Annotated in this window: 18 protein-coding genes; 4 read left to right on the top strand and 14 right to left on the bottom strand. The window is 71.9% G+C overall.

What is annotated here, in order from left to right:
- Positions 1–59: 59 nt before the first annotated feature.
- Entirely contained in the window at positions 60–353 is a 294-nt protein-coding gene (gene groES / locus LWP59_RS03455; protein WP_139095519.1) for a co-chaperone GroES, read from the bottom strand.
- A 216-nt stretch (positions 354–569) separates the two neighbouring features.
- On the opposite strand from groES, the gene LWP59_RS03450 reads away from it, so the two are divergent.
- Positions 570–935 (top strand): hypothetical protein, encoded by a 366-nt coding sequence (locus LWP59_RS03450; protein WP_144645725.1) that lies wholly within the window; start codon positions 570–572, stop codon positions 933–935.
- Between the two features lie 302 nt (positions 936–1,237).
- A complete protein-coding gene (locus LWP59_RS03445; protein WP_144645723.1) occupies positions 1,238–3,154 on the top strand; it encodes an N-acetylmuramoyl-L-alanine amidase in 1,917 nt (638 codons plus the stop codon).
- A gap of 93 nt (positions 3,155–3,247) precedes the next feature.
- On the opposite strand, the gene tsaD is transcribed toward LWP59_RS03445, so the two are convergent.
- The 4 genes from tsaD to tsaB are packed head-to-tail and all read right to left on the bottom strand — an operon-like array spanning position 3,248 to position 5,590.
- The gene (gene tsaD, locus LWP59_RS03440; protein ID WP_144645721.1) at positions 3,248–4,294 is read right to left on the bottom strand and encodes a tRNA (adenosine(37)-N6)-threonylcarbamoyltransferase complex transferase subunit TsaD; all 1,047 of its coding nucleotides are present in this window, start codon (positions 4,292–4,294) and stop codon (positions 3,248–3,250) included.
- Positions 4,294–4,764: a ribosomal protein S18-alanine N-acetyltransferase gene (rimI, locus tag LWP59_RS03435; protein WP_144645719.1), complete on the bottom strand. Its 471-nt coding sequence runs from the start codon at positions 4,762–4,764 to the stop codon at positions 4,294–4,296. The genes tsaD and rimI overlap by 1 nt, the downstream gene beginning before the upstream one ends.
- A complete protein-coding gene (locus tag LWP59_RS03430) occupies positions 4,761–4,946 on the bottom strand; it encodes a hypothetical protein (RefSeq protein WP_229858294.1) in 186 nt (61 codons plus the stop codon). The genes rimI and LWP59_RS03430 overlap by 4 nt, the downstream gene beginning before the upstream one ends.
- Entirely contained in the window at positions 4,943–5,590 is a 648-nt protein-coding gene (gene tsaB / locus LWP59_RS03425) for a tRNA (adenosine(37)-N6)-threonylcarbamoyltransferase complex dimerization subunit type 1 TsaB (RefSeq protein ID WP_144645717.1), read from the bottom strand. The genes LWP59_RS03430 and tsaB overlap by 4 nt, the downstream gene beginning before the upstream one ends.
- Before the next feature lie 967 nt (positions 5,591–6,557).
- Between tsaB and LWP59_RS03420 the strand changes: the two genes are divergently transcribed.
- Entirely contained in the window at positions 6,558–8,009 is a 1,452-nt protein-coding gene (locus LWP59_RS03420; RefSeq protein WP_191334865.1) for an acyl-CoA synthetase, read from the top strand.
- Positions 8,002–9,297 (top strand): carboxyl transferase domain-containing protein, encoded by a 1,296-nt coding sequence (locus LWP59_RS03415; RefSeq protein WP_144645615.1) that lies wholly within the window; start codon positions 8,002–8,004, stop codon positions 9,295–9,297. The genes LWP59_RS03420 and LWP59_RS03415 overlap by 8 nt, the downstream gene beginning before the upstream one ends.
- A 502-nt stretch (positions 9,298–9,799) precedes the next feature.
- Here LWP59_RS03415 and LWP59_RS03410 read toward each other — a convergent pair.
- The 9 genes from LWP59_RS03410 to LWP59_RS03370 form a co-directional block, all read right to left on the bottom strand.
- Complete coding sequence (locus LWP59_RS03410) at positions 9,800–10,780, bottom strand: zinc-dependent alcohol dehydrogenase (protein WP_144645617.1); 981 nt, start codon at positions 10,778–10,780, stop codon at positions 9,800–9,802.
- Positions 10,777–11,229 carry a tRNA (adenosine(37)-N6)-threonylcarbamoyltransferase complex ATPase subunit type 1 TsaE gene (gene tsaE, locus LWP59_RS03405; protein ID WP_144645619.1) on the bottom strand — a complete coding sequence of 151 codons (453 nt, stop codon included), beginning with the start codon at positions 11,227–11,229 and terminating at the stop codon, positions 10,777–10,779. The genes LWP59_RS03410 and tsaE overlap by 4 nt, the downstream gene beginning before the upstream one ends.
- On the bottom strand, positions 11,214–12,308 hold the full coding sequence (locus LWP59_RS03400; protein WP_186383621.1) for an alpha/beta fold hydrolase: 1,095 nt from the start codon (positions 12,306–12,308) through the stop codon (positions 11,214–11,216). Before LWP59_RS03400 ends, tsaE begins: the two co-directional genes overlap by 16 nt.
- On the bottom strand, positions 12,308–13,420 hold the full coding sequence (gene alr, locus LWP59_RS03395; protein ID WP_144645621.1) for an alanine racemase: 1,113 nt from the start codon (positions 13,418–13,420) through the stop codon (positions 12,308–12,310). The genes LWP59_RS03400 and alr overlap by 1 nt, the downstream gene beginning before the upstream one ends.
- A gap of 77 nt (positions 13,421–13,497) precedes the next feature.
- Positions 13,498–14,580: an ABC transporter ATP-binding protein gene (locus tag LWP59_RS03390; protein ID WP_144645623.1), complete on the bottom strand. Its 1,083-nt coding sequence runs from the start codon at positions 14,578–14,580 to the stop codon at positions 13,498–13,500.
- Positions 14,580–15,998, bottom strand: a complete 1,419-nt coding sequence (xylB, locus tag LWP59_RS03385; protein WP_144645625.1) for a xylulokinase — start codon at positions 15,996–15,998, stop codon at positions 14,580–14,582. The genes LWP59_RS03390 and xylB overlap by 1 nt, the downstream gene beginning before the upstream one ends.
- Entirely contained in the window at positions 15,995–16,795 is an 801-nt protein-coding gene (locus LWP59_RS03380; RefSeq protein ID WP_144645627.1) for a DeoR/GlpR family DNA-binding transcription regulator, read from the bottom strand. Before LWP59_RS03380 ends, xylB begins: the two co-directional genes overlap by 4 nt.
- 2 nt (positions 16,796–16,797) lie before the next feature.
- Positions 16,798–17,805, bottom strand: coding sequence for an NAD(P)-dependent alcohol dehydrogenase (locus tag LWP59_RS03375; RefSeq protein ID WP_186383622.1), 1,008 nt, complete (start codon positions 17,803–17,805; stop codon positions 16,798–16,800).
- A gap of 107 nt (positions 17,806–17,912) precedes the next feature.
- Complete coding sequence (locus LWP59_RS03370; RefSeq protein ID WP_229858297.1) at positions 17,913–19,358, bottom strand: NAD(P)H-hydrate dehydratase; 1,446 nt, start codon at positions 19,356–19,358, stop codon at positions 17,913–17,915.
- Positions 19,359–19,368 lie beyond the last annotated feature (10 nt).

Genomic DNA, 19,368 nt, shown 5'->3' with positions numbered 1-19,368 from the left:
CGAAATGCCCCGGTCCCCGGCTAATGCGGGGCCCGGGGCATCAAGCGCAGGTACCGACGTCAGTTGACGACGGCCAGCACGTCGCGAGCGGACAGGATCAAGTAGTCCTCACCGTTGTACTTGACCTCGGTGCCGCCGTACTTGGAGTAGATGACGACGTCGCCGACACTGACATCCACGGGAATGCGGTTGCCCTTGTCGTCCACGCGGCCCGGGCCCACGGCCAGAACCTTGCCCTCCTGGGGCTTTTCCTTAGCGGTGTCAGGGATGACGAGACCGGAAGCCGTCGTCTCCTCGGCCTCGCTCGTCTGGACAACGATCTTGTCCTCGAGCGGTTTGATGTTCACGCTCACCGGGTTGACCTCCACGGGTCGTCGAAAGCGTTGGCAGGTACTTACAGGTTTTGGCGCCTACCACCCCCGCCGTCGCGGGTGCCGGGGCGTGTGCGGTGCCGTGCAATTAGCACTCTAGCCACGCGAGTGCTAGCCGCGCAAGGAGGGTCGGTTTTGGCCGGGGCCGCCGCCCTGAAGTGGGGGTTCGAGCTGCCGTCCGCACGCCATACTCGGCGCATGAGGATCCTCCACGAGCACGCCGGGCTCGTGCACGCGCCCGTGCAGCAGGTCCGTGACGCCGTGCTCAGCGTGCAGCACGGCCCCTTCCGCACCACGCCGATACCGCTGCGCGTCGACGTCGACCTCGAGCAGGGGTGGATCGAGGCCCGCGGGCAGTGGTGGTGGTGCGGTCGGTTCGAGGTCCGCGACGACCCCGCCGGTGCGCGGATCGTGTATCGGACGTACAACCTCGCCCGTGGCGTCTCCGGCCGGCTCGTGCCGTTCACCGTTGGTCGCGGGCACCGCCGGGGCGGGCGTGAGGCACTGCGGAAGGTGCTCGAGGAACTGGGCGACCAGTTCTCCTGCGAGACCGAGCTGCTGTGACAGGACGTAATGGCACTGTCACTCATTGGGCGGTTTCCCGTCATTCCATCGCCTCCCTAGCTTGGGACACGGCCCGGGCCGAACCCGAAGGGATGGTGTCTCCACATGAGTGGATGCAACTGCTGCAGCTCGTGCTCCGGCTCCAACTGCGGTTGCTGCGGCAAGTGCTGACCGGCTGAATCGACGGGCCCCTGGTCCCCCGCCGGGACCAGGGGCCCGATCTTCGGAAACTACGAAAGGCGCTCCCGGAGTACGCAGGCGGTGTGTAGGTTTCTCGCATCATCGGCATGCGAGGAGAGTTCATGGATCCGTTCACTCGCCGCACCGCTCTGCGCGTCGCCGCAGCCGGCACGGCCGGGCTCGCCGTCACCGTTCCCGGCATCGCGGGCGCGAGCGTCGCCGCCGACCAGGCGCGGCAGCGCGCCTTCGCCGCCGCCGCCGCGGAGTTCGGGGTGCCGGAGCAGGTGCTGCTCGGGGTCTCGTACCTGAAGTCCCGCTGGGACTACAACGCGGGCACGCCGAGCACGGGCGCCGGGTTCGGACCCATGCACCTCACCGACCTTCGTGCCGTCGCCGCCGGCGGCAGTCACCACGACAAGGGTTCCGAGGACCCGCGCGGCGACCTCGCCCGCGCCACGCTGCACCCCGCCGAGCCGCAGCAGGCCGCCCCGGCGCCCACCCTGCAGACCGTCGACCTCGCCGCCGAACTGACCGGCGCGAACCCGGCCGCGCTGCGCACGGACCCCACCCAGAACATCCGCGGTGGTGCGGCGGTTCTGGCTCAGTACCAACGAGAGCTCGGCATCACCAGCGACAACCCGGCCGACTGGTACGGCGCGGTCGCCCGCTACAGCGGAGCGACGGACTCCACCGCCGCCGCGTTCTTCGCCGACGAGGTCTTCGGCACGATCACCGGCGGCGCCGGCCGCGTCACCGACGACGGCCAGTCCGTGCGCCTGGACGCCCAGCAGGTCTCGCCCGCGCGGGGTCAGCTGCGGTCCCTCGGCCTGCCTGCCGCCGCACGCGGCGACGTCGAAGCGCCGCCGGACGTGTCCGCCGAGTGGATTCCCGCGCCGTACCAGCAGACCGGTGACGGCGCCGGCGACTACGGCAACTACGACAAGGCCGAGCGCCCGCAGAGCCAGCAGGTCACGCACATCGTCATCCACGACACCGAGTGCAGCTACGACGCGGCGCTGGCCCTGGTGCAGGACCCGACGTACCTCGGCTGGCACTACACGCTGCGCTCGAGCGACGGGCACATCGCCCAGCACATCCAGACCAAGGACGTCGGCTGGCACGCCGGGAACTGGTACGTCAACGCGAAGTCCATCGGCGTCGAGCACGAGGGCTTCGGGGCGCAGGGCACCTGGTACACCGAGGCGATGTACCGCACCTCGGCGAAGCTGGTGCGTTACCTGGCCGACAGGTACGGCATTCCGCTGGACCGCCGGCACATCATCGGGCACGACAACGTGCCGGGCACGATCCCCTCGACGGTGGCGGGCATGCACTGGGACCCGGGCCCGTACTGGGACTGGGGCCACTACTTCGACCTGCTCGGCGCGCCGCTGCGCAGCTGGGCACGGCAGAACACCGGGCTGGTCATGATCAAGCCGGACTTCGCCACCAACCGGCCGGGCTTCACCGACTGCGACACCGCCGGCGCCGCCTGCACGCTGCGTGGGTCGTCCGCCGTCATCCTGCACACCGAACCGCGCGACGACGCGCCGCTGCTGCAGGACCTGGGCCTGCACCCGGACGGCTCGCCGTCGACGATGGGCGTTTCCGACGTGGGCAGCCGCGCCTCGACCGGGCAGCAGTACGCGGTGGCCGAGGTCCGCGGGGACTGGACGGCGATCTGGTACCTGGGCCAGAAGGGCTGGTTCCGCAGCTCGGCCGCGGTGCCCGCGCTCGGCCAGGTCGTCACGCCGAAGCCGGGCCTGGCCACGGTTCCGGTCTACGGCCGGGCGTATCCCGAAGCGGAGGCGTACCCGGCGAACATCCCGCCGCAGGACCTCACGCCGCTGCAATACACGTTCGCCGCGGGCCAGAAGTACGTGGCCGGGCCGGTGCTGCCGGGCGAGTACTACTGGGCGACGACGTTCGACCCGTCGACCCACGTCGTGGTGCGCGGGAAGACGGAGTACGTCCAGATCCAGTTCGGGCACCGCGTCGCCTACGTGAAGGCGGACGACGTGGTGGTCGGCCGGCCCTGACGAGTTGTCCACAGCACCCCGGTTGTCCACAGCCGGGCGGTTTCGGGATTCAGTTCCGGACCGCCCGCGTGTGAACTGGGATGCGTGAAGAGGTCAAACCGAGACGACGTGCACCGGCAGGGCCGGGTTCGCGGAGATGTCCAAAGAGGACTCACGGGCACCGGCCGCCACTACATGCGCCCCGAGCGCGGCGATCATCGCGCCGTTGTCGGTGCACAGCCTGGGCCGCGGCACCCGCAGTTCGATACCGGCGGCTTCGCAGCGCTCGCGCGCCAGCTCCGAAAGCCGCGAGTTGGCCGCGACCCCACCGGAGATGACCAGGGTGCCGATGCCGTACTCCTTGGCCGCGCGCACCGCCTTCGCGGTCAGCACGTCGGCCACGGCCTCCTGGAACGAGGCCGCGACGTCGTTCACCGGGATCTCCTCGCCGCGACGTTCGGCACCTTCGACCCAGCGCGCCACGGCCGTCTTCAGGCCGGAGAAGGAGAAGTCGAACTTCGCGTCGCGGGGGCCGGTCATGCCGCGCGGGAAGGCGATGGCCGACGGGTTGCCGAGCTTCGCGGCCTTGTCGATCGGCGGGCCGCCCGGATAGGGCAGGCCGAGCACGCGTGCGACCTTGTCGTAGGCCTCACCGGCCGCGTCGTCCACAGTAGACCCGAGTTCAGTGATGCTCGTGGCGACGTCGTCGACCCGCAGCAGCTGCGTGTGGCCACCGGAGACGAGCAGGGCCAGGCACGGCTTCGGCAGCGGTCCGTGCTGCAGCGTGTCGACGGCGATGTGGCCGGCCAGGTGGTTCACCCCGTACAGCGGCACCCCGAGCGAGGCGGCATAGGCCTTGGCCGCGGAGACCCCGACGAGCAGCGCGCCCGCGAGGCCGGGCCCGGCGGTGACGGCGATGGCGTCCACATCGGACAGCTTGAGGTCGGCCTTCTCGAAGGCGCGGTTCGCCGTCGGCACCATGGCTTCCAGGTGTGCACGGCTCGCGACCTCGGGCACCACGCCGCCGAAGCGCGCGTGCTGCTCGACGCTGGAGGCGACCTCGTCGGCGAGCAGCTCCACGGCGCCGTCGTCGTGCAGCCGGACCAGGCCGACGCCCGTCTCGTCGCAGGAACTCTCGATGCCCATGATGATCCGTGACATCAGCCGACCTCCTGTTCGGAGCGGGCGGGGCGCTTCATGGTGTAGGCGTCGGCACCCGAGGGTTGGTAGTAGCGCTTGCGGACCCCGATCCGGGTGAAACCGTGCCGGGCGTACAGCTCGAGGGCGCGCTCGTTGTCGGTGCGGACCTCGAGGAAGACGGGCGCGTGCAGCTCGTCGGCGCGAGCCAGCAGGGCGCGCAGCAGCGCGGTGCCGATGCCCTGCCCCTGGTAGTCCTCGTCGACGCCGATGGTGTGCACGCTGGACTCGAAGTCGCCGGGCCGTCCGACGGTCGCGAGGCCGGCATAGCCGACCAGCTCGTCCTCGTCGGTGTACACGCCGATGTAGTAGCCACCGGCGTCGAGCTCGGATTGAAACGCGCGGGCGCTCCACGGGTCGTCACCCGCGAAGAGCTGCCTCTCGATCTCCACGCAGCGCGGGATGTCCTTACGACGAAGCGGTGCGAGCTTCACACCGTCACCCGCTTCCGGACAGTCGGCCCCGCGGCGTCAGGCCGACGCAGATACCACGGCGTCAACGCGGCCGGCTCGACTTGGAACACGCGGGCGCCCCACCGGTCGTCACCCGCGAAGAGCTGCCTCTCGATCTCCACGCGGCGCGCAATGTCCTCAGGGCCAAGCAGGGCAAGCTTCACGCCGTCACCCGCTTCCGAGCCGCGGGCTCCACAGCGTCGGGCCGACGCAGATACAACGGCGTCAACGCCGCCGGCTCGGCGTCAAAGGCGCCACGGGCGGCGGTGACCAGGCCGGCGACGGTCGGGTAGTGCGGCTCGAGCACGCGGACGCCGAGCTTCTCGGCGTACAGACGAGCCCCATCCCCGGCGGCGACGGACAAGCCGAGCGACTCCGGCGGCTGCACGTGCGGGCCGTCGGTCCGCGCGCCCTTCGCGTCATAGGAGGCCCAGTAGACCTCGCGGCGCCGGGCATCGGTGACGACGAGGAACGGTTCGGTGGCGTCGGTGGCTGCCGCGATCGCGTCGAGGCTGCACACCGGGTACGCGTCGATGCCGAGCCCGTGCCCAAGCGCCGCGGCGGTGGCCATCCCGGCGCGAAGCCCGGTGAACGGTCCGGGGCCAACGCCGCAAACGATTGCGCCCACCTCGCGCAACGTCACGCCCGCTTCCTTCGCGGCGTCGAGCACGTGCGGGGTGATCAACTCCCCGTGCGCGCGAGGACTGACGGTGACACGCTCGGCGAGCACCGTGACGTCGGCACCCGCCAGCGTCGCCAGCCCCGCGGTGACCGCAGGCGTAGAAGTGTCGATGGCGAGTACCAGCACGGTGTACCAGGGTATGCCCTCCACACGGCGCCCCTCCCCCGTGGGCCGCTCAACGCGCCGCACCACTGGAAGCCGTCTCGCCCACGAGCCCCCGACGTCACTCACCCGCCGGGCACCCCTCACGAACGCCACCTCACCCGCCACCCGCCGGACGCCCCAGCCGCGCCCCTCGGAAGCAGCGTCATCCGCCGCCGCAAGCCGTCTCACCGGCATGGTCGACCATCCGCTCTCCCCCTCGCATGCCCGCCGGAAGCCCTTCCCCACCCCGCGCTCACCGACAGCACTCCCACGTCGCCGCAAGCTCTCACTCATCACGACCCACGTGCGCCACTCCCGGCCCCGCATCCGCCACCCACAGAGGCCCGTCCGCCCCATACCGCCGCAACCGTCCTGACGCGCCCGCCGCGGCCCATTCCGTCGCGCCTGCGAAAGCCGTGCCGGCCGGCCACCGGAGTCCATCCCATCGTGCCCACAGAAATCCCTCCCGACATGCCCGCCGAAACCCGTCCCGACATGCCCCTGCGGCCCAACCCGACGTGCCTGCCGCGAGCCGTCCCGACATGCCCGCCGCTAGCCATCCAGCCTTCCAGCCTTCCAGCCTTCCCGAGCTTCAGCCGGCGGAGCCGCCCCTGCCTTCCCCAGCCCCGGTCGACGGAAGCCATCCAGCCCTCCCCCAGCCCCAGTCGGCGGAGCCATCCAGCCCTCCCGAGCCCCAGCCGGCGGAGCCACCCAGCCCTCCCCAGCCTCGGTCGCGGAGCCACCCAGCCCTCCCCAGGCCCAGCCGGCGGAGCCACCCCAGCCTTCCCGCACCACACCCACCACGCCATCCACCCGTCGCCCCCGCGAAGCCGTCCGCCCGCCGGCCCATTCCGTCCAACGCCGCCAAAAGCCCGCGCTTGACAGCGGCCGCCCTGGAGCCGCAAAGTGGTTCAGCCACTTAGCCAATTTCCGCCCGAGGAGGCATGACGTGGCCGAACGGTTGTTCCCTGCGCTGGCGACGAAGCCCGACAAGGAGGCGCTGCGCTTCGGCGAGGTCTCGCTCAGCTACACCGAGCTGGCCGCCGTCGCCGGAAAGGTGGCGCGGGAGCTGCGCGAGGCCGAGCCGCTCCGCGTCGCCGTCTGGGCGACGCCGACCATCCACACGAGCATCGCCGTGATCGGGGCGCTGCTGGCCGGCGTGGCCGCCGTGCCCATCAACCCCAAGATCGGCGAGCGCGAGCTCGGGCACATCGTCTCCGACAGCACCCCCTCACTCGTGCTCGCCGAAGCGGGCGTCACCCTTCCGGACGCCCTGGCCGCGCTCCCCCGCACCGACATCGAGCTCACCGGCGAGCCCACCGCCCACCCCGGCGACCTGCCGGACGAGCCGGAGGCTGAAGCGCCAGCGCTGATCGTCTACACCTCCGGCACGACCGGCCCGCCCAAGGGCGTCGTCCTGCCGCGACGCGCCATTTCCACCACCCTGGACGCTCTCGAAGACGCGTGGCAGTGGACCGGCGACGACGTGCTCGTCCACGGGCTGCCGCTGTTCCATGTGCACGGGCTGATCCTCGGCATCCTCGGTCCGCTGCGCCGCGGCGGCAGTGTCCGCCACCTGGGCCGGTTCTCCGTCGAAGCCGCCGCCGACGAACTCACGGGCGGGGCGACCATGATGTTCGGCGTTCCGACGATGTACCACCGGATCGCGGGCGAGGTCACCGAGAACCCCGGGCTCGCGAAGGCATTCGGGCACGCGCGGCTCCTGGTCTCCGGCTCGGCGGCACTGCCGGTGCACGACCACCAGCGCATCACGGCCGCGACCGGGCAGCAGGTCGTCGAGCGGTACGGCATGACCGAGACCTTGATGAACACCAGCGTCCGCGCCGACGGCGAGCGCAAGCCGGGGACGGTGGGCGTGCCGCTGCGCGGCGTCGAGGTACGGCTGGTCGAGGAGTCCGGCGCGGTCATCTCGGGCGGCGACGGGGAGACGGTCGGCGAGATCCAGGTGCGGGGCACGAACCTGTTCACCGAGTACCTCAACCGCCCTGACGCGACGGCTGACGTGTTCACCGACGGGTGGTTCCGCACGGGCGACATGGCCACCCGCGACGCCGACGGCTACCTGCGGATCGTCGGGCGCAAGGCCACCGACCTGATCAAGAGCGGCGGCTACAAGATCGGCGCCGGCGAGATCGAGAACGCGCTGCTGGAGCATCCCGGCGTCGCCGAGGCCGCGGTCACCGGCGAACCCGACCCGGATCTCGGCGAGCGCATCGTGGCTTGGATCGTCCCCGCCGGGCCGCCGCCCGGCGAGCAGGAGCTGGCCGATCACGTGGCGCGGTTGCTCTCGCCGCACAAACGGCCCCGCGTCGTGCGGTACCTGGATGCGTTGCCCCGCAACGACATGGGCAAGGTGATGAAGCGGGCGCTGAATGCGTGAACTGATCGAGTCCGTCTGCTCGGGCTTCACCGAGTTCGACGTACCACTGTCGGAGTCCGATGTGGACGGACCGATCGACTGGCTTGGCTACGGTTCCGCGCTGGAACGAGCCGAGGAGCGCACCGGCGAGCGAGAGTCGGTGATCTGCGGCGCGGGCAAGATCGGTGATGTCGAGGCGACGCTGATCGTGTTCGAGTTCGGCTTCCTGGGTGGTTCGCTGGGGCGGCGAACCGGTGACCGGATCGAGGCCGCCTTCACCCGGGCGCGTGAGCTGCGCACCCCGGTGGTGTCCCTGATCGCGACCGGTGGCAGCCGGATGCAGGAGGGCATGGCCGCGCTGTCCCAGCTCCAGCGCATCGCCCGGCAGGCCGCCCTCACCCGGGCGGCCGGAATTCCGCTGCTCTCGGTTCTGCGTGATCCGACGACCGGCGGCGGCTGGGCGACCCTCGGCGCGGGCGCGGATGTCGTGCTCGCCTTGCCGGGCGCGCAGGTCGGGTTCGCCGGCTCCCGGGTGCGGCCCGCGGGTGACGCTTCGGCCTACACCGCGGAGTCGCAGCTCGCGTCCGGTCACGTGGACCAGATCGTCGAGGATCTCCCCGGCACGCTGGCACGCTGGCTCACCCTCCTGACGAACGCCTCCGGGACCGCGCCGGAACCGCCTGCCGCGCTTGGTACTTCGAATCTGCCGGCTACGAGCTGGGACGCGGTGCGGGCCGCGCGCGCCCCGGACCGTCCGCACGCGGACGACTACCTCGACGCGTATTTCGACTGGCGCGAGAACATCAGCGGCGACCGGTGCGGCGGCGTGGACGACGGCGTTCGCTGCGGTTTCGGTTCCCGCGACGGCGTCACGATCGCCTACGCCGCCCAGTGCGGCACGGCGACGCTTCCCTCCGGCTTCCGGACGGCGGCGAGGTTGATCCGGCTCGCGGACCGTCTCGGCATTCCCGTGCTGACCCTCGTCGACACCCCTGGCGCGGCGAACGACGGCGCGGCGGAACGGGCCGGCGCCGGGGCGGCCATCGCGGAGGTCTTCGCCGCGGTGGCGGGCGCTTCGGTGCCGGTGACCACGCTGGTCATCGGGGAAGGCGGATCGGGTGGCGCGCTGGCGTTCGCCGCGCCGGGCCGGACGTGGGTGACGCCGGACAGCTACTTCTCGGTGACGTCACCGGAGGCCGCCACGGCGATCCTGAAGCGCGGCCCCGAGGAAGTCCCGGCGACGGCGAACCAGCTTCGGCTGCGGCCGCAGGATCTGGTGGAACTCGGCGTCGCAGAAGGAATCGTGTAGGCCCAAGGCGGTGGCGAGCAATTCGGGCGGCCGGGTCGCCTGGTACGAAAGCAAAACAGCGCCCCCGCGGCGGGGGGACTCTGGACGCCGCAGCCCACGTACCAACGCGAGACATCTGCCCAGGCAGCGGCAAACAGACTTGGCACGCCGCAACTTCCCGACCACGCGAAACACCAGCCGTGGCGGCGAACACTCCGGATGCCGCGGCTCACGCACAACGCGAGACATCAGCCCAGGCAGCGGCAAGCGACCCCATGCAGCCGGAACCTCTCGGGAACAGAGCACCAGCCCAGATGGCAGCACCCGGGCTCAGCCTGTCGCACCCTCCCGATCTACGCGAAAACCACGGCGGCGAACGCCCAGAAGCCGCAACTCGCCTAGTACGCGAAATACCGGCGCGGGTGGGAGCACCCGGCTCGGACGACGGCAGCTTCGCGACCCGAGCACACCAGCCACAGCGATGAGCTCACCCAAGCCCCAACCCCAAGGCAAGACCCACCACTCAGGGGTGCAGCAGCACCTTCCCCACGATTGTGGCCAGTGCGTCTTCCGCGTTCTCCAGGGCGAACTCGTGCGTGATGAGGGGCGCCGGGTCGAGGAGGCCGGTCGCGAAGGCTCGGACGGCGTGCGTCCACGCCGCCGAGGAGGCGCCGAAGACCGTGTGCACCGTGACCGCCGCGGCGACCAGGTCCGCGGGTACCAGTGGCACGGTTTCCGTACCCGCCAGACCGGTCAGCACCGTCCGGCCGCCGCGTTTGGTCAGGCCCACCGCCAGGCTGCCCGTCCCCGGGGCACCCGCCGCCTCGACGACCGCGTCGAACGGGTCCAGGTCGTCCTCCGGGGCGGCCGACGTGGCACCGAACCGCCGGGCCAGCTCGAGCCTGTCCCGCCGCGGGTCGACCACCACCAGCGAACCCGGGCTGCTCGCCGCCAGCAACTGCACCGCGAGCATCCCCAGCGTCCCGCCACCGACGACGGCCACGCGCTCGCCCGGCACGACGTTCGCCGTCAGCGCCGCCGCGGCCATGCACGCCGCGGGTTCGAGCAGCGCCGCCGCGCGTAGGTCGGCGTCCGCGGGCAGCTCGTGCAGCAACCGCGCCGGCAGGCGGAGCTCGTCCGCCCACGCGCCGGGCCGCGTGAAACCCGTCTCGTCGTACGCGGCCTCGCACAGGTTCGTGTCACCACGGCGGCACGCGTCGCAGCGGGCGCAGTTGCGGAAACCCTCGCCCACCACCTGCTTCCCCAGCAGCGACTGGTCCGTGCCGGGGCCCAGCTCGACCACGGTGCCCGACCACTCGTGCCCCGGCGTCACCGGATACCGGACGTACCCCTCGGCCCGCGTGCCCGCGAACACCTCGCGGTCGGACCCGCAGATGCCCGACCACGCCACGCGCACGACGGCCTCGCCGTGCCCCGGCAGCTGCGGTTCGATGCGCACCAGCCGCAGCTCACGCGGGCGTTCGATCACGACGGCCCGGCTCATACCCGCTCTTTCCACGCGCCGTGCGGCTCCAGCGTCGCGACCCGGACGTCGTCCTCGCGCCGCTCGAGCCGCACCACCAGGTAGTCCGCCGACAACCGTTCCGCCGAGCCCTCGCCCCACTCGACGACGACCGCGGACGCCTCCAGATCGGTGTCCAGGTCCAGGTCGTCGAGCTGGGCCAGGTCGCCGCCCAGCCGGTAGGCGTCCACGTGCACCAGCGGCACCCCGCGCGCACCCGCGGGATGCACCCGCGCGAGCACGAACGTGGGCGAGCTGACCCGCCCCAACACGCCGAGTCCAGCGGCGATACCCCTGGTCAGCACCGTCTTACCGGCGCCGAGCGGCCCGGCGAGCAACACCAGGTCGCCCGCGCGCAGCTGCTCGCCGAGTGACTCGCCGAAGGCGACCGTGTCCCGCTCCGCGGGCAGTTCGACTACTTGTTCAGCCATCGCCAGATCCGTTGTGAGGAACTCATGTCGTCCACTCCAGCACACTTCTGCAGCAGGTCGATCAGGTGGCTGTTCACCAGCTCGGGTTGTTCGAGCTGGACCATGTGCCCCGCCCCGCGCACGCGCGCCAGCTCCGCGTCCGGCAGCTCGGCGGCGATCCGCTCCGCATGCGAGAACGGGGTGAGCCGGTCTGCGTCGCCGTGCACGACCAGCACGTGCGCGTGCTTCAGACCCGCCAAGGCCGCGTACCGGTTGTGACTGCCGAGGGTGTCGATGTAGTTCACCAGCCCCCGCACGGGCGTCACGGCCAGCATCTCCAGCAGGAAGTCGACGACCTTCGGATGCACGTCCCGCGACCCGAACGACAGCCGCCGCACGGCCGGGCGCGTCAACTGGCCGCCGGCGGCGCGCACGAACTCCACCAGGCCCGGCTGCCATCCGGCCAGCTCACCGACGCCCCGGGTCAGCGGGTTGTACTTCGACAGCAGGCTGCGCGGCAGGCCGCGGGCGCCCACCTCGCCGGCGGCGGTCGCGATCAACGCGACCCCGCACACCCGCTCGGCGAACAGCTCCGGGTTCTGCTGCGCCAGCTCCATGAGGACCATGCCGCCCATGGAGTGGCCCAGCAGCACGATCGGCCCGTCCGGTGCGACGGCCCGCAGCACGGCGTCGAGGTCCCTGGCCAGCTGCTCGATGGTGCTGGTCTCGGCGTTCGCGGCACCGGAAAGCCCGTGGCCGCGGTGGTCGTAGTAGATCTGCCGCACGCGCGGCAGCGTCAGCGACGACAGGTCGCGGCGCTGGAAGTACCAGCTGCGCTGGGAGAGCGCGAAGCCGTGCACGCCGACGACGGTGAGCTCCGGCTTGCCGTCGTCGGGGTCGATCTCGGACACCGCGAGCGGCGTCCCGTCGTCCGCGGCGACCGTCGAGACCCGGTCCGGCCGCAGCTCGCCGAGCTGCTCCCCCGGCTGGACGACCTCAGCGCCCTTCCGGGCGGTGACGGCGATACCCGCCGCGGCCGCGCCGGTCACGAGCGCGACGGCACCGCCGACGACGGTGAGCAGTCGGCGGGACGGCATCATCACTCTCCCTCGTACCGCCGCCGGACCCGCGGCCGGTACATGCCGGTGACGATCTCGTAGTCGATGGTGCCGATGGTGTCCGCCCATTCGCGCGCCGTGGGCTCGCCGTTCGCACCCGCGCCGAACAGGACGACCTCGCTGCCGACGGCAGGCTCGTCGTCCCCGCAGTCGACCACCAGCTGGTCCATGCAGACCCGGCCGACGACCGGGCGCCGCCTGCCGCCGAGCCACACCTCCATCCGGCCGGACAACGTCCGCGGCACGCCGTCGGCGTAGCCCGCCGGGACCAGGGCCAGCGTGGTGTCCCGCGCGGCCGTCCAGGTCTGTCCATAGGAGACGGACTCGCCGGCCTCGATCCGTTTGGTCAGCACGACCTGCGCCCGGAACGTCATGGCGGGACGCAGATCTTCCTGCTGCGGCACGGGGTTCAGCCCGTAGATCGCGATACCGGGGCGGACCAGGTCGAAGTGCAGGTCCGGCCGGGTCAGCGTCGCGGCCGAGTTCGCTATGTGACGCAACGGGTTCAGCCCGGCTTCGCGCGCGATGTCGTACGCCGTCTGGAAACGCTGCGCCTGCTGGTCGATCGACGTGTGCCCGGGCTCGTCCGCGCAGGCCAGGTGGGACCAGATCGCGACCACTTCGATGCCGGGCTCGGCCGCGGCGGCCTTCACCAGCGTCGGCCAGGCGTAGGCGGGCGCGCCACTGCGGGAGAGCCCGGTGTCGATCTTCAGGTGCACGCGGGCGCGCTTGCCCGCGCGGTGCGCCGCGTCGGCGACCCTCGCGAGCTCATCGGCCGAGCTGGCCGACAGGTCGATGTCCGCGGTGATGCCGGGCGTGAAGTCGACGTCCGGCGCGTCCAGCCAGGTGAACACCGGCGCGGTGATTCCCGCCTCCCGAAGCGCCAGCCCCTCGGCGAGCGAGCACGCTCCGAGCCAGGTCGCGCCCCCGTCGAGGGCGGCCCTGGCCACCGGCACGGCACCGTGGCCGTACCCGTCCGCCTTGACCACCGCCATCGTCGCGGCGTGCGCGGGCCGCTCGGCCAGCAGGCGGACGTTGTGGCGGATCGCCGCGAGGTCGATCACGACCTCGGTGCGGAAGGATTCGGGGCTCATCGCCGTCGATTTTCCCACAACACGCGGGTGGCCGGGCTCGCGGTCGACCCCGGCCACGCGCGTGCGGTGTGTGAGTGTCAGTCCAGCCGGAGGCCGGTGCTGGTGGAGAACACGTGGAGCTCGTCGGGGCGGATGCGCAGGCGCAGGGTCTCGCCCATGGCGGGGGTCTTGCGCGGGTCGACCCGCGCCACGACGTTCGTGTCCTTGGCGATCCCGTCGGCGGCGATCTTGCCGTAGACGTAGGCGTCGGAACCCAGTTCCTCGACCAGCTCGACCTTCACCGCGATGCCGCCCTCGTCGGCCAGCTCCAGCGACTCCGGGCGGAAACCGAGCGTGACGTCCTCACCACCGGCCGCGGACACCGTCTCCCGCGAGAGCGGCACCGTGATCCCGCCCAGGGTCGCACCACCATCGCTCATTCGCGCCGACGCCAGGTTCATCGCCGGGGAACCGATGAACCCCGCCACGAACACGTTCGCCGGGCGCTCGTACAACGCCCGCGGCGTGTCGCACTGCTGCAGCAGCCCGTCCTTGAGCACCGCCACCCGGTCGCCCATCGTCATCGCCTCGACCTGGTCGTGCGTGACGTAGACAGTGGTGGTGCCCAGCCGCCGCTGCAGCGCGGCGATCTGAGTGCGGGTCGACACCCGCAGCTTCGCGTCCAAGTTGGACAGTGGCTCGTCCATCAGGAACACCTGCGGCTCCCGCACGATCGCCCGCCCCATCGCGACCCGCTGCCGCTGACCACCCGAGAGCGCCTTGGGCTTGCGGTCGAGGTAGTCCTCCAGGTCCAGCAGCTTCGCCGCGTCCGCGACCCGCTGCTTGATCTCACTCTTCGGCTTGCCCGCGATCTTCAGCGCGAACCCCATGTTCTGCCCCACCGTCATGTGCGGGTACAGCGCGTAGTTCTGGAACACCATCGCGATGTCCCGCGACCGCGGCGGCAGCTGCGTCACATCCCGGTCCCCGATCCACACCGAGCCGTCGTCGACATCCTCCAGGCCCGCGAGCATGCGCAGGCTCGTCGACTTGCCGCAGCCGGAAGGGCCCACCAGCACGAGGAACTCACCATCGGCGATCTCGAGATCGAGTGCGTCGACGGCCGGACGGTCGGAACCGGGATAACGCCGGGACGCCTTGTCATAGGTGATCGTGGCCATCAGGTGTCCTCTCCTGTTTTGACTGCTACGTGATGCACGAGTTCGCGGGTGTCGAGGTGCCGCTGACGGAGCTCCTCGCCGGTGGCGGTGTCCCCGGCGGCCAGCTCGAGACTGCTGTTTCCCGCCCACGCGGGTGGTTCCTCCGTGCCGGCCAGCACCCAGGCGGCCTGGCGGGCCGCGCCGAGCGCGACGTGCTCGGCCGGTGCGGGCACCGCGACCGGCAGGCCGAACACCGTCGGCGCGACCGCGCGCACCGCCGCGGACTGCGCGGCACCGCCGATGAGCAGGACGCGGCGCGCGGTGATCCCGTGTGCCTGCACGGCATCCAGCCCGGCGGCCAGCCCGCTCAGCATGCCTTCGACAGCGGCGCGGGCCAGGTTCTGCGGGGTCATGTTTGCGCGGCGCATGCCGTGCAGCGAACCGGCCGCGTCGGGCAGGTTCGGCGTGCGCTCGCCGTCGAGGTAGGGCAACAGGGTCAGCCCGCCCGCACCCGGCCGCGCGTCGAGCGCGAGCCGGTCCAGCCCGGCCAGGTCGACGCCGAGCATGTTCGCGGTCGCGGTGAGCACGCGGGCGGCGTTGAGCGTGCACGCCAGCGGCAGGAACCGGCCGGTCGCGTCGGCGAACCCGGCCACGATGCCGGTCGGGTCCGCGGCCGCCGTCTCGGAGACACCGAACACCGTGCCGCTGGTGCCCAGCGACACGACGACGTCGCCTTCGCCCAGTTCGAGCGCGAGCGCGGCGGCCATGTTGTCACCGGTGCCGGCGGACACCAGCATCCCGTCCGCCGTGCGGCCCGCGGCCTCGCGCGGCCCCAGCACCCGGGGCAGCCGAGGGTTCCGGCCGCCGAAGGCGCGGGCGAGGATGTCCTCGCGGTAGACGTTTTCCGCCGGAGAGAAGTAACCCGTGCCGGACGCGTCTCCGCGGTCGGTGACGGCCTCGCCGGTCAGCTGCCAGGTGAGCCAGTCGTGCGGCAGCAGGACGCTCGCCACGCGGTCGGCGAGCTCCGGTTCGTGCTCGGCCAGCCAGCGGAGCTTGGTCACGGTGAAGCTGGCGACCGGCACCGAACCGACGGCCTCCGCCCAGACGTGTGGGCCGCCGAGCTCGGTCACGAGGTTGTCGGCGGCCTTGCCGGAGCGGGTGTCGTTCCACAGCAGGGCGGGCCGGACGACCTCGCCGGCCTCGTCGAGGGTGACCATGCCGTGCTGCTGGCCACCGACACCGATGGCCTGCACCCCGTCGAGCAGCCCCGCGCTCGCCTCGGTGAACGCCTGCCACCAGACCCGCGGATCCACCTCGGTGGTGTCCGGGTGCGCGGCCCGGCCCTCGCGCACGACGGCGCCGGTGCCCGCATCGCACACGACGACCTTCGTCGACTGGGTGGAGGAGTCGACACCGGCGACCAACGGCCCTGTTGTCATCCCTGGGAACCTCCGTGATCCGCGCGCGGATGGCCCGGCTTGGCCAGCCGGACCTTGGTGTCCATCGCCGCGAGCTCGTCGCCCGGCGTCTCCTCGTCGGTGATCACCAGGTCGTAGTCGCTCACGTCGCCGTAGGCGTAGGTCGCGGTCCGGCCGAACTTCGAGTGGTCCACGACCAGCACGTTGCGGTCCGCGACGCGCAGCGCCGTCGTCTTGAGCTCGGCGTACTCGCGATCCGGGTGGTACAGCCTGCCGCAGGCCACCGCGGTCGCCGAAACGAAGCCGACGTCCGCGCGCATCCGGCTCAGCGCGTCGATGGTGTCCGGGCCGACGCACGAGTCGAAGTCGGTGTAGCGACCGCCGAGCAGCCGCACCTCGATCCCGTCGGCGTCGCCGAGGATCCGCGCCACCTCGAGCGAGTTCGTGATCACCACCTGCGGGCCGATCAGCTTGCGTGCCAGGGGGAACAGCGTGGTCGAGTCGTCCAGGAACAGGGTCTGGCCGGGCGCAACCTCGCGGCTCGCGGCCTCCGCCAAGGCCTCCTTGACGTCGACGTGCTCGGTCTCGCGGAAGCGTTTCGCGGTCTCGATGGTGAGCGCCGGATACGCCTCGACCCGGCCGCGCAGCTTGCGCAGCAGCCTGCGCTCGGCGAGGTCGTCGAGGTCGCGGTGCATCGTCATCAGACTGACGCCGAACTGCTCGGTCAGCTGGTCGATGCGCACCTCGCCGTGCTCGATCACGTAGCTCAGGACGTCCTGCCTGCGCTGCTCGACCTCGGCCTCGGATGGTCTGGGCATGGTCAGGGCACCACCACGGCCTTGATCACCGTGTCGTCCTTGGCCGCCACCGTGAGCGCCTCCTCGACCTGGTCCAGACCGAACCGGTGGGTCACCAGCCGGTCCAGGTCGACCTCGCCGCCGGCGGCGAGCGCGATCGCGGTCGGCCAGGTGTTGGCGTAGCGGAAGGTGCCGGTCACCTCGATCTCGAAGTTCTGGACGTGCGCGAGCGGCAGCGGGATCTCGTCACCGCCCATGCCGATCAGCACGATCCGGCCCGCGCGGCCGACCTTGCGGATGGCCTGGCCGGCGGCCGCCGGCACGCCCGAGCATTCGAGCAGCACGTCGGGGTCGAAGTCGGTGTCCGTAAGGCTCTCCTCGGACACGTCGACCGTCGCCGTCGCGCCCAGCTCCTTCGCGACCTCCAGCCGTCGCGGGTTCACGTCGGTCACCACGACCTCGCTCGCGCCGAACGCCCGCGCGGTCTGGGTCGCGACCAGGCCGATCGGCCCCGCACCGGTGATCAGCACCCGGCTACCGGGCGCGGTGCGCGCCTTGCGGTTCGCCCACACGCCGACCGACAGCGGCTCCAGCAGACCGGCCGCGTCATCGCTGAGGGAATCCGGGACGGGGTGCGCGAAATCCTCCCGCAGCACGACGTACTCGCAGAACGCGCCGTCGATCGGCGGGGTACCGAAGAACCGCATCCGCGGGCACAGGTTGTACCGGCCCGCCTTGCACTGCGCGCACACCGAGCACGGCACGCCCGGCTCGATCGCGACCCGCTGCCCGACCTCGTGCAGCCGCGCCTCGCTGCCGCGCGCCACCACGACGCCGCTCGGCTCGTGCCCCAGGACCAGCGGCTGTTCGACCACGAAGTCGCCGATGCGGCCGTGCTCGTAGTAGTGCACGTCGGAGCCGCAGGTGCCCACGGACCGCACCTGGATCAGGACCTCACCGGGACCGGGCTGCGGCACCGGCCGCTCCTCCAGCCGCACGTCGTGCACACCGTGCAGGACCGCGACCCTCATAGCTTCGCTCACCAGCAACCGCTCCCGAGGTAGCACCCTTGACGGCTTCATTCTTACCAGAGGAAGACGCGGTTGTTAACACATAACTCGATAAGTTCTTGCGCGAGCTAGCAGAACTTGCGGACCCGGCGGATCGCGTCCGGAATCGCGGCCTCGACCGCGCCTGCCGGCACCGGGACGCCCCGGGCGGCCAGATCCGCGGCCAGCGAGTGCACGTACGCGGCCGCCCCCGCCGCCAGCCACGGGTCCAGCCCGGCGGCCAGCAACGACCCGACCAGCCCCGACAGCACGTCGCCCGAACCGGCCGTCGCGAGCCAGGAGCCGCGGGCCACGTTCGCCAGCACACGTCCGTCGGGCGCGGCGATCAGCGTCGTGTTGCCCTTGAGCAGCACCACGGCGTCGAACCGGCGCGCGGCCGCCTTCACCGCGCCGACCCTGTCCTCGCCGGGTGCGGCGCCGGTCAGCCGCTCGAACTCCCCGGCGTGCGGCGTCAGCACCAGCGGCGTGCCCGGGTCGCGCGCGTCGAGCACGTCCGGATACCGCGACATCAGCGTGGTCGCGTCCGCGTCGGCGCACACCGGCACCCCCGCGGACAGCACGTGCCGCAGCACGCTGCGCCCGTCGTTGCCGGTGCCGATCCCCGGCCCGACGACCCACGCCTGCACCCGGCCGGCATCGGTCACCGAACCCGTCGCGATCACCTCCGGCCACCGCGCCCGCACCGCGTCGGCGGCCGGACCCGCATACCGCACCATGCCCGAGGTCGCCAGCACGGCGGACCCGGTGGCCAGCACCGCCGCGCCCGGGTAGGTCGCCGAACCGGCCGCGATCCCGGTGACGCCCTGGCTGTACTTGTTGTCCTGGGGCCCCGGCACCGGCCAGGCCGCGCCGACTTCCACGGCGTCCAGCTGCCGCAGGTCGGGTTCGCCCAGCTCCGGCCCGAGCCCGATGTCGATCAACACGACCTCGCCGCAGCGGTCGGGGTTGAGCACGTGCAACGGTTTCCGCGCGCCGAACGTCACCGTGCGGGTCGCCGTGATCGCCGGCCCGTCCACCTTGCCGTTGTCCGGGTCGACACCGCTGGGCAGGTCGACGGCCAGCACCGGTGCGCTGATGTGGTCGAGCAGGCTCGCGGCGTCCTCGCGGAGCGGCCCACGCGCGGACAGGCCGACGATCCCATCGATCACGAGATCAGCCGCTTCGAGTACACGCGGCGCGTCCTCGAGAGTCACGACTCGACCAGCCGCGCGGCGCAGCGCGGCGAGACCGGCCGGATGTGCCTTCTCGGGCTTGAGCAGCACCGCCGTCACGCCGACGCCGCGCTTGCGCAGGAAACTGCCCGCCCACAACGCGTCGCCGCCGTTGTTGCCCGCGCCCACCAGGAGCACGACCCGACTCGCGGCGACCCGCCCGGTGTGCTGGCTCAGCAGATCGGCCGCCTGCACCGCCACCCCGAACGCGGCGCGCTGCATGAGCGCGCCCTCCGGAGTCGCGGCGAGCAGCCGCTCCTCAGCCTTGCGAATTCGGTCCGTCGTCCAGATTCCCTGCCGCACCGGGCCTTGT

This window comes from Amycolatopsis acidiphila (genome assembly GCF_021391495.1).
In the GTDB taxonomy this organism is placed as follows: domain Bacteria; phylum Actinomycetota; class Actinomycetes; order Mycobacteriales; family Pseudonocardiaceae; genus Amycolatopsis_E; species Amycolatopsis_E acidiphila.
The sequence above is the reverse complement of the archived record's forward strand: the minus strand, read 5'-3'. Positions and strand labels throughout refer to the sequence as shown.

Bases quoted from the DNA above. Each gene is read 5' to 3' on its own strand.
- LWP59_RS03450 (WP_144645725.1), top strand. From the start codon at position 570: ATGAGGATCCTCCACGAGCACGCCGGGCTCGTGCACGCGCCCGTGCAG.
- LWP59_RS03445 (WP_144645723.1), top strand. From the start codon at position 1,238: ATGGATCCGTTCACTCGCCGCACCGCTCTGCGCGTCGCCGCAGCCGGC.
- tsaD (WP_144645721.1), bottom strand. From the start codon at position 4,294: ATGTCACGGATCATCATGGGCATCGAGAGTTCCTGCGACGAGACGGGC.
- LWP59_RS03415 (WP_144645615.1), top strand. From the start codon at position 8,002: ATGCGTGAACTGATCGAGTCCGTCTGCTCGGGCTTCACCGAGTTCGAC.
- LWP59_RS03410 (WP_144645617.1), bottom strand. From the start codon at position 10,780: ATGAGCCGGGCCGTCGTGATCGAACGCCCGCGTGAGCTGCGGCTGGTG.
- tsaE (WP_144645619.1), bottom strand. From the start codon at position 11,229: ATGGCTGAACAAGTAGTCGAACTGCCCGCGGAGCGGGACACGGTCGCC.
- LWP59_RS03400 (WP_186383621.1), bottom strand. From the start codon at position 12,308: ATGATGCCGTCCCGCCGACTGCTCACCGTCGTCGGCGGTGCCGTCGCG.
- alr (WP_144645621.1), bottom strand. From the start codon at position 13,420: ATGAGCCCCGAATCCTTCCGCACCGAGGTCGTGATCGACCTCGCGGCG.
- LWP59_RS03390 (WP_144645623.1), bottom strand. From the start codon at position 14,580: ATGGCCACGATCACCTATGACAAGGCGTCCCGGCGTTATCCCGGTTCC.
- xylB (WP_144645625.1), bottom strand. From the start codon at position 15,998: ATGACAACAGGGCCGTTGGTCGCCGGTGTCGACTCCTCCACCCAGTCG.
- LWP59_RS03380 (WP_144645627.1), bottom strand. From the start codon at position 16,795: ATGCCCAGACCATCCGAGGCCGAGGTCGAGCAGCGCAGGCAGGACGTC.
- LWP59_RS03375 (WP_186383622.1), bottom strand. From the start codon at position 17,805: ATGAGGGTCGCGGTCCTGCACGGTGTGCACGACGTGCGGCTGGAGGAG.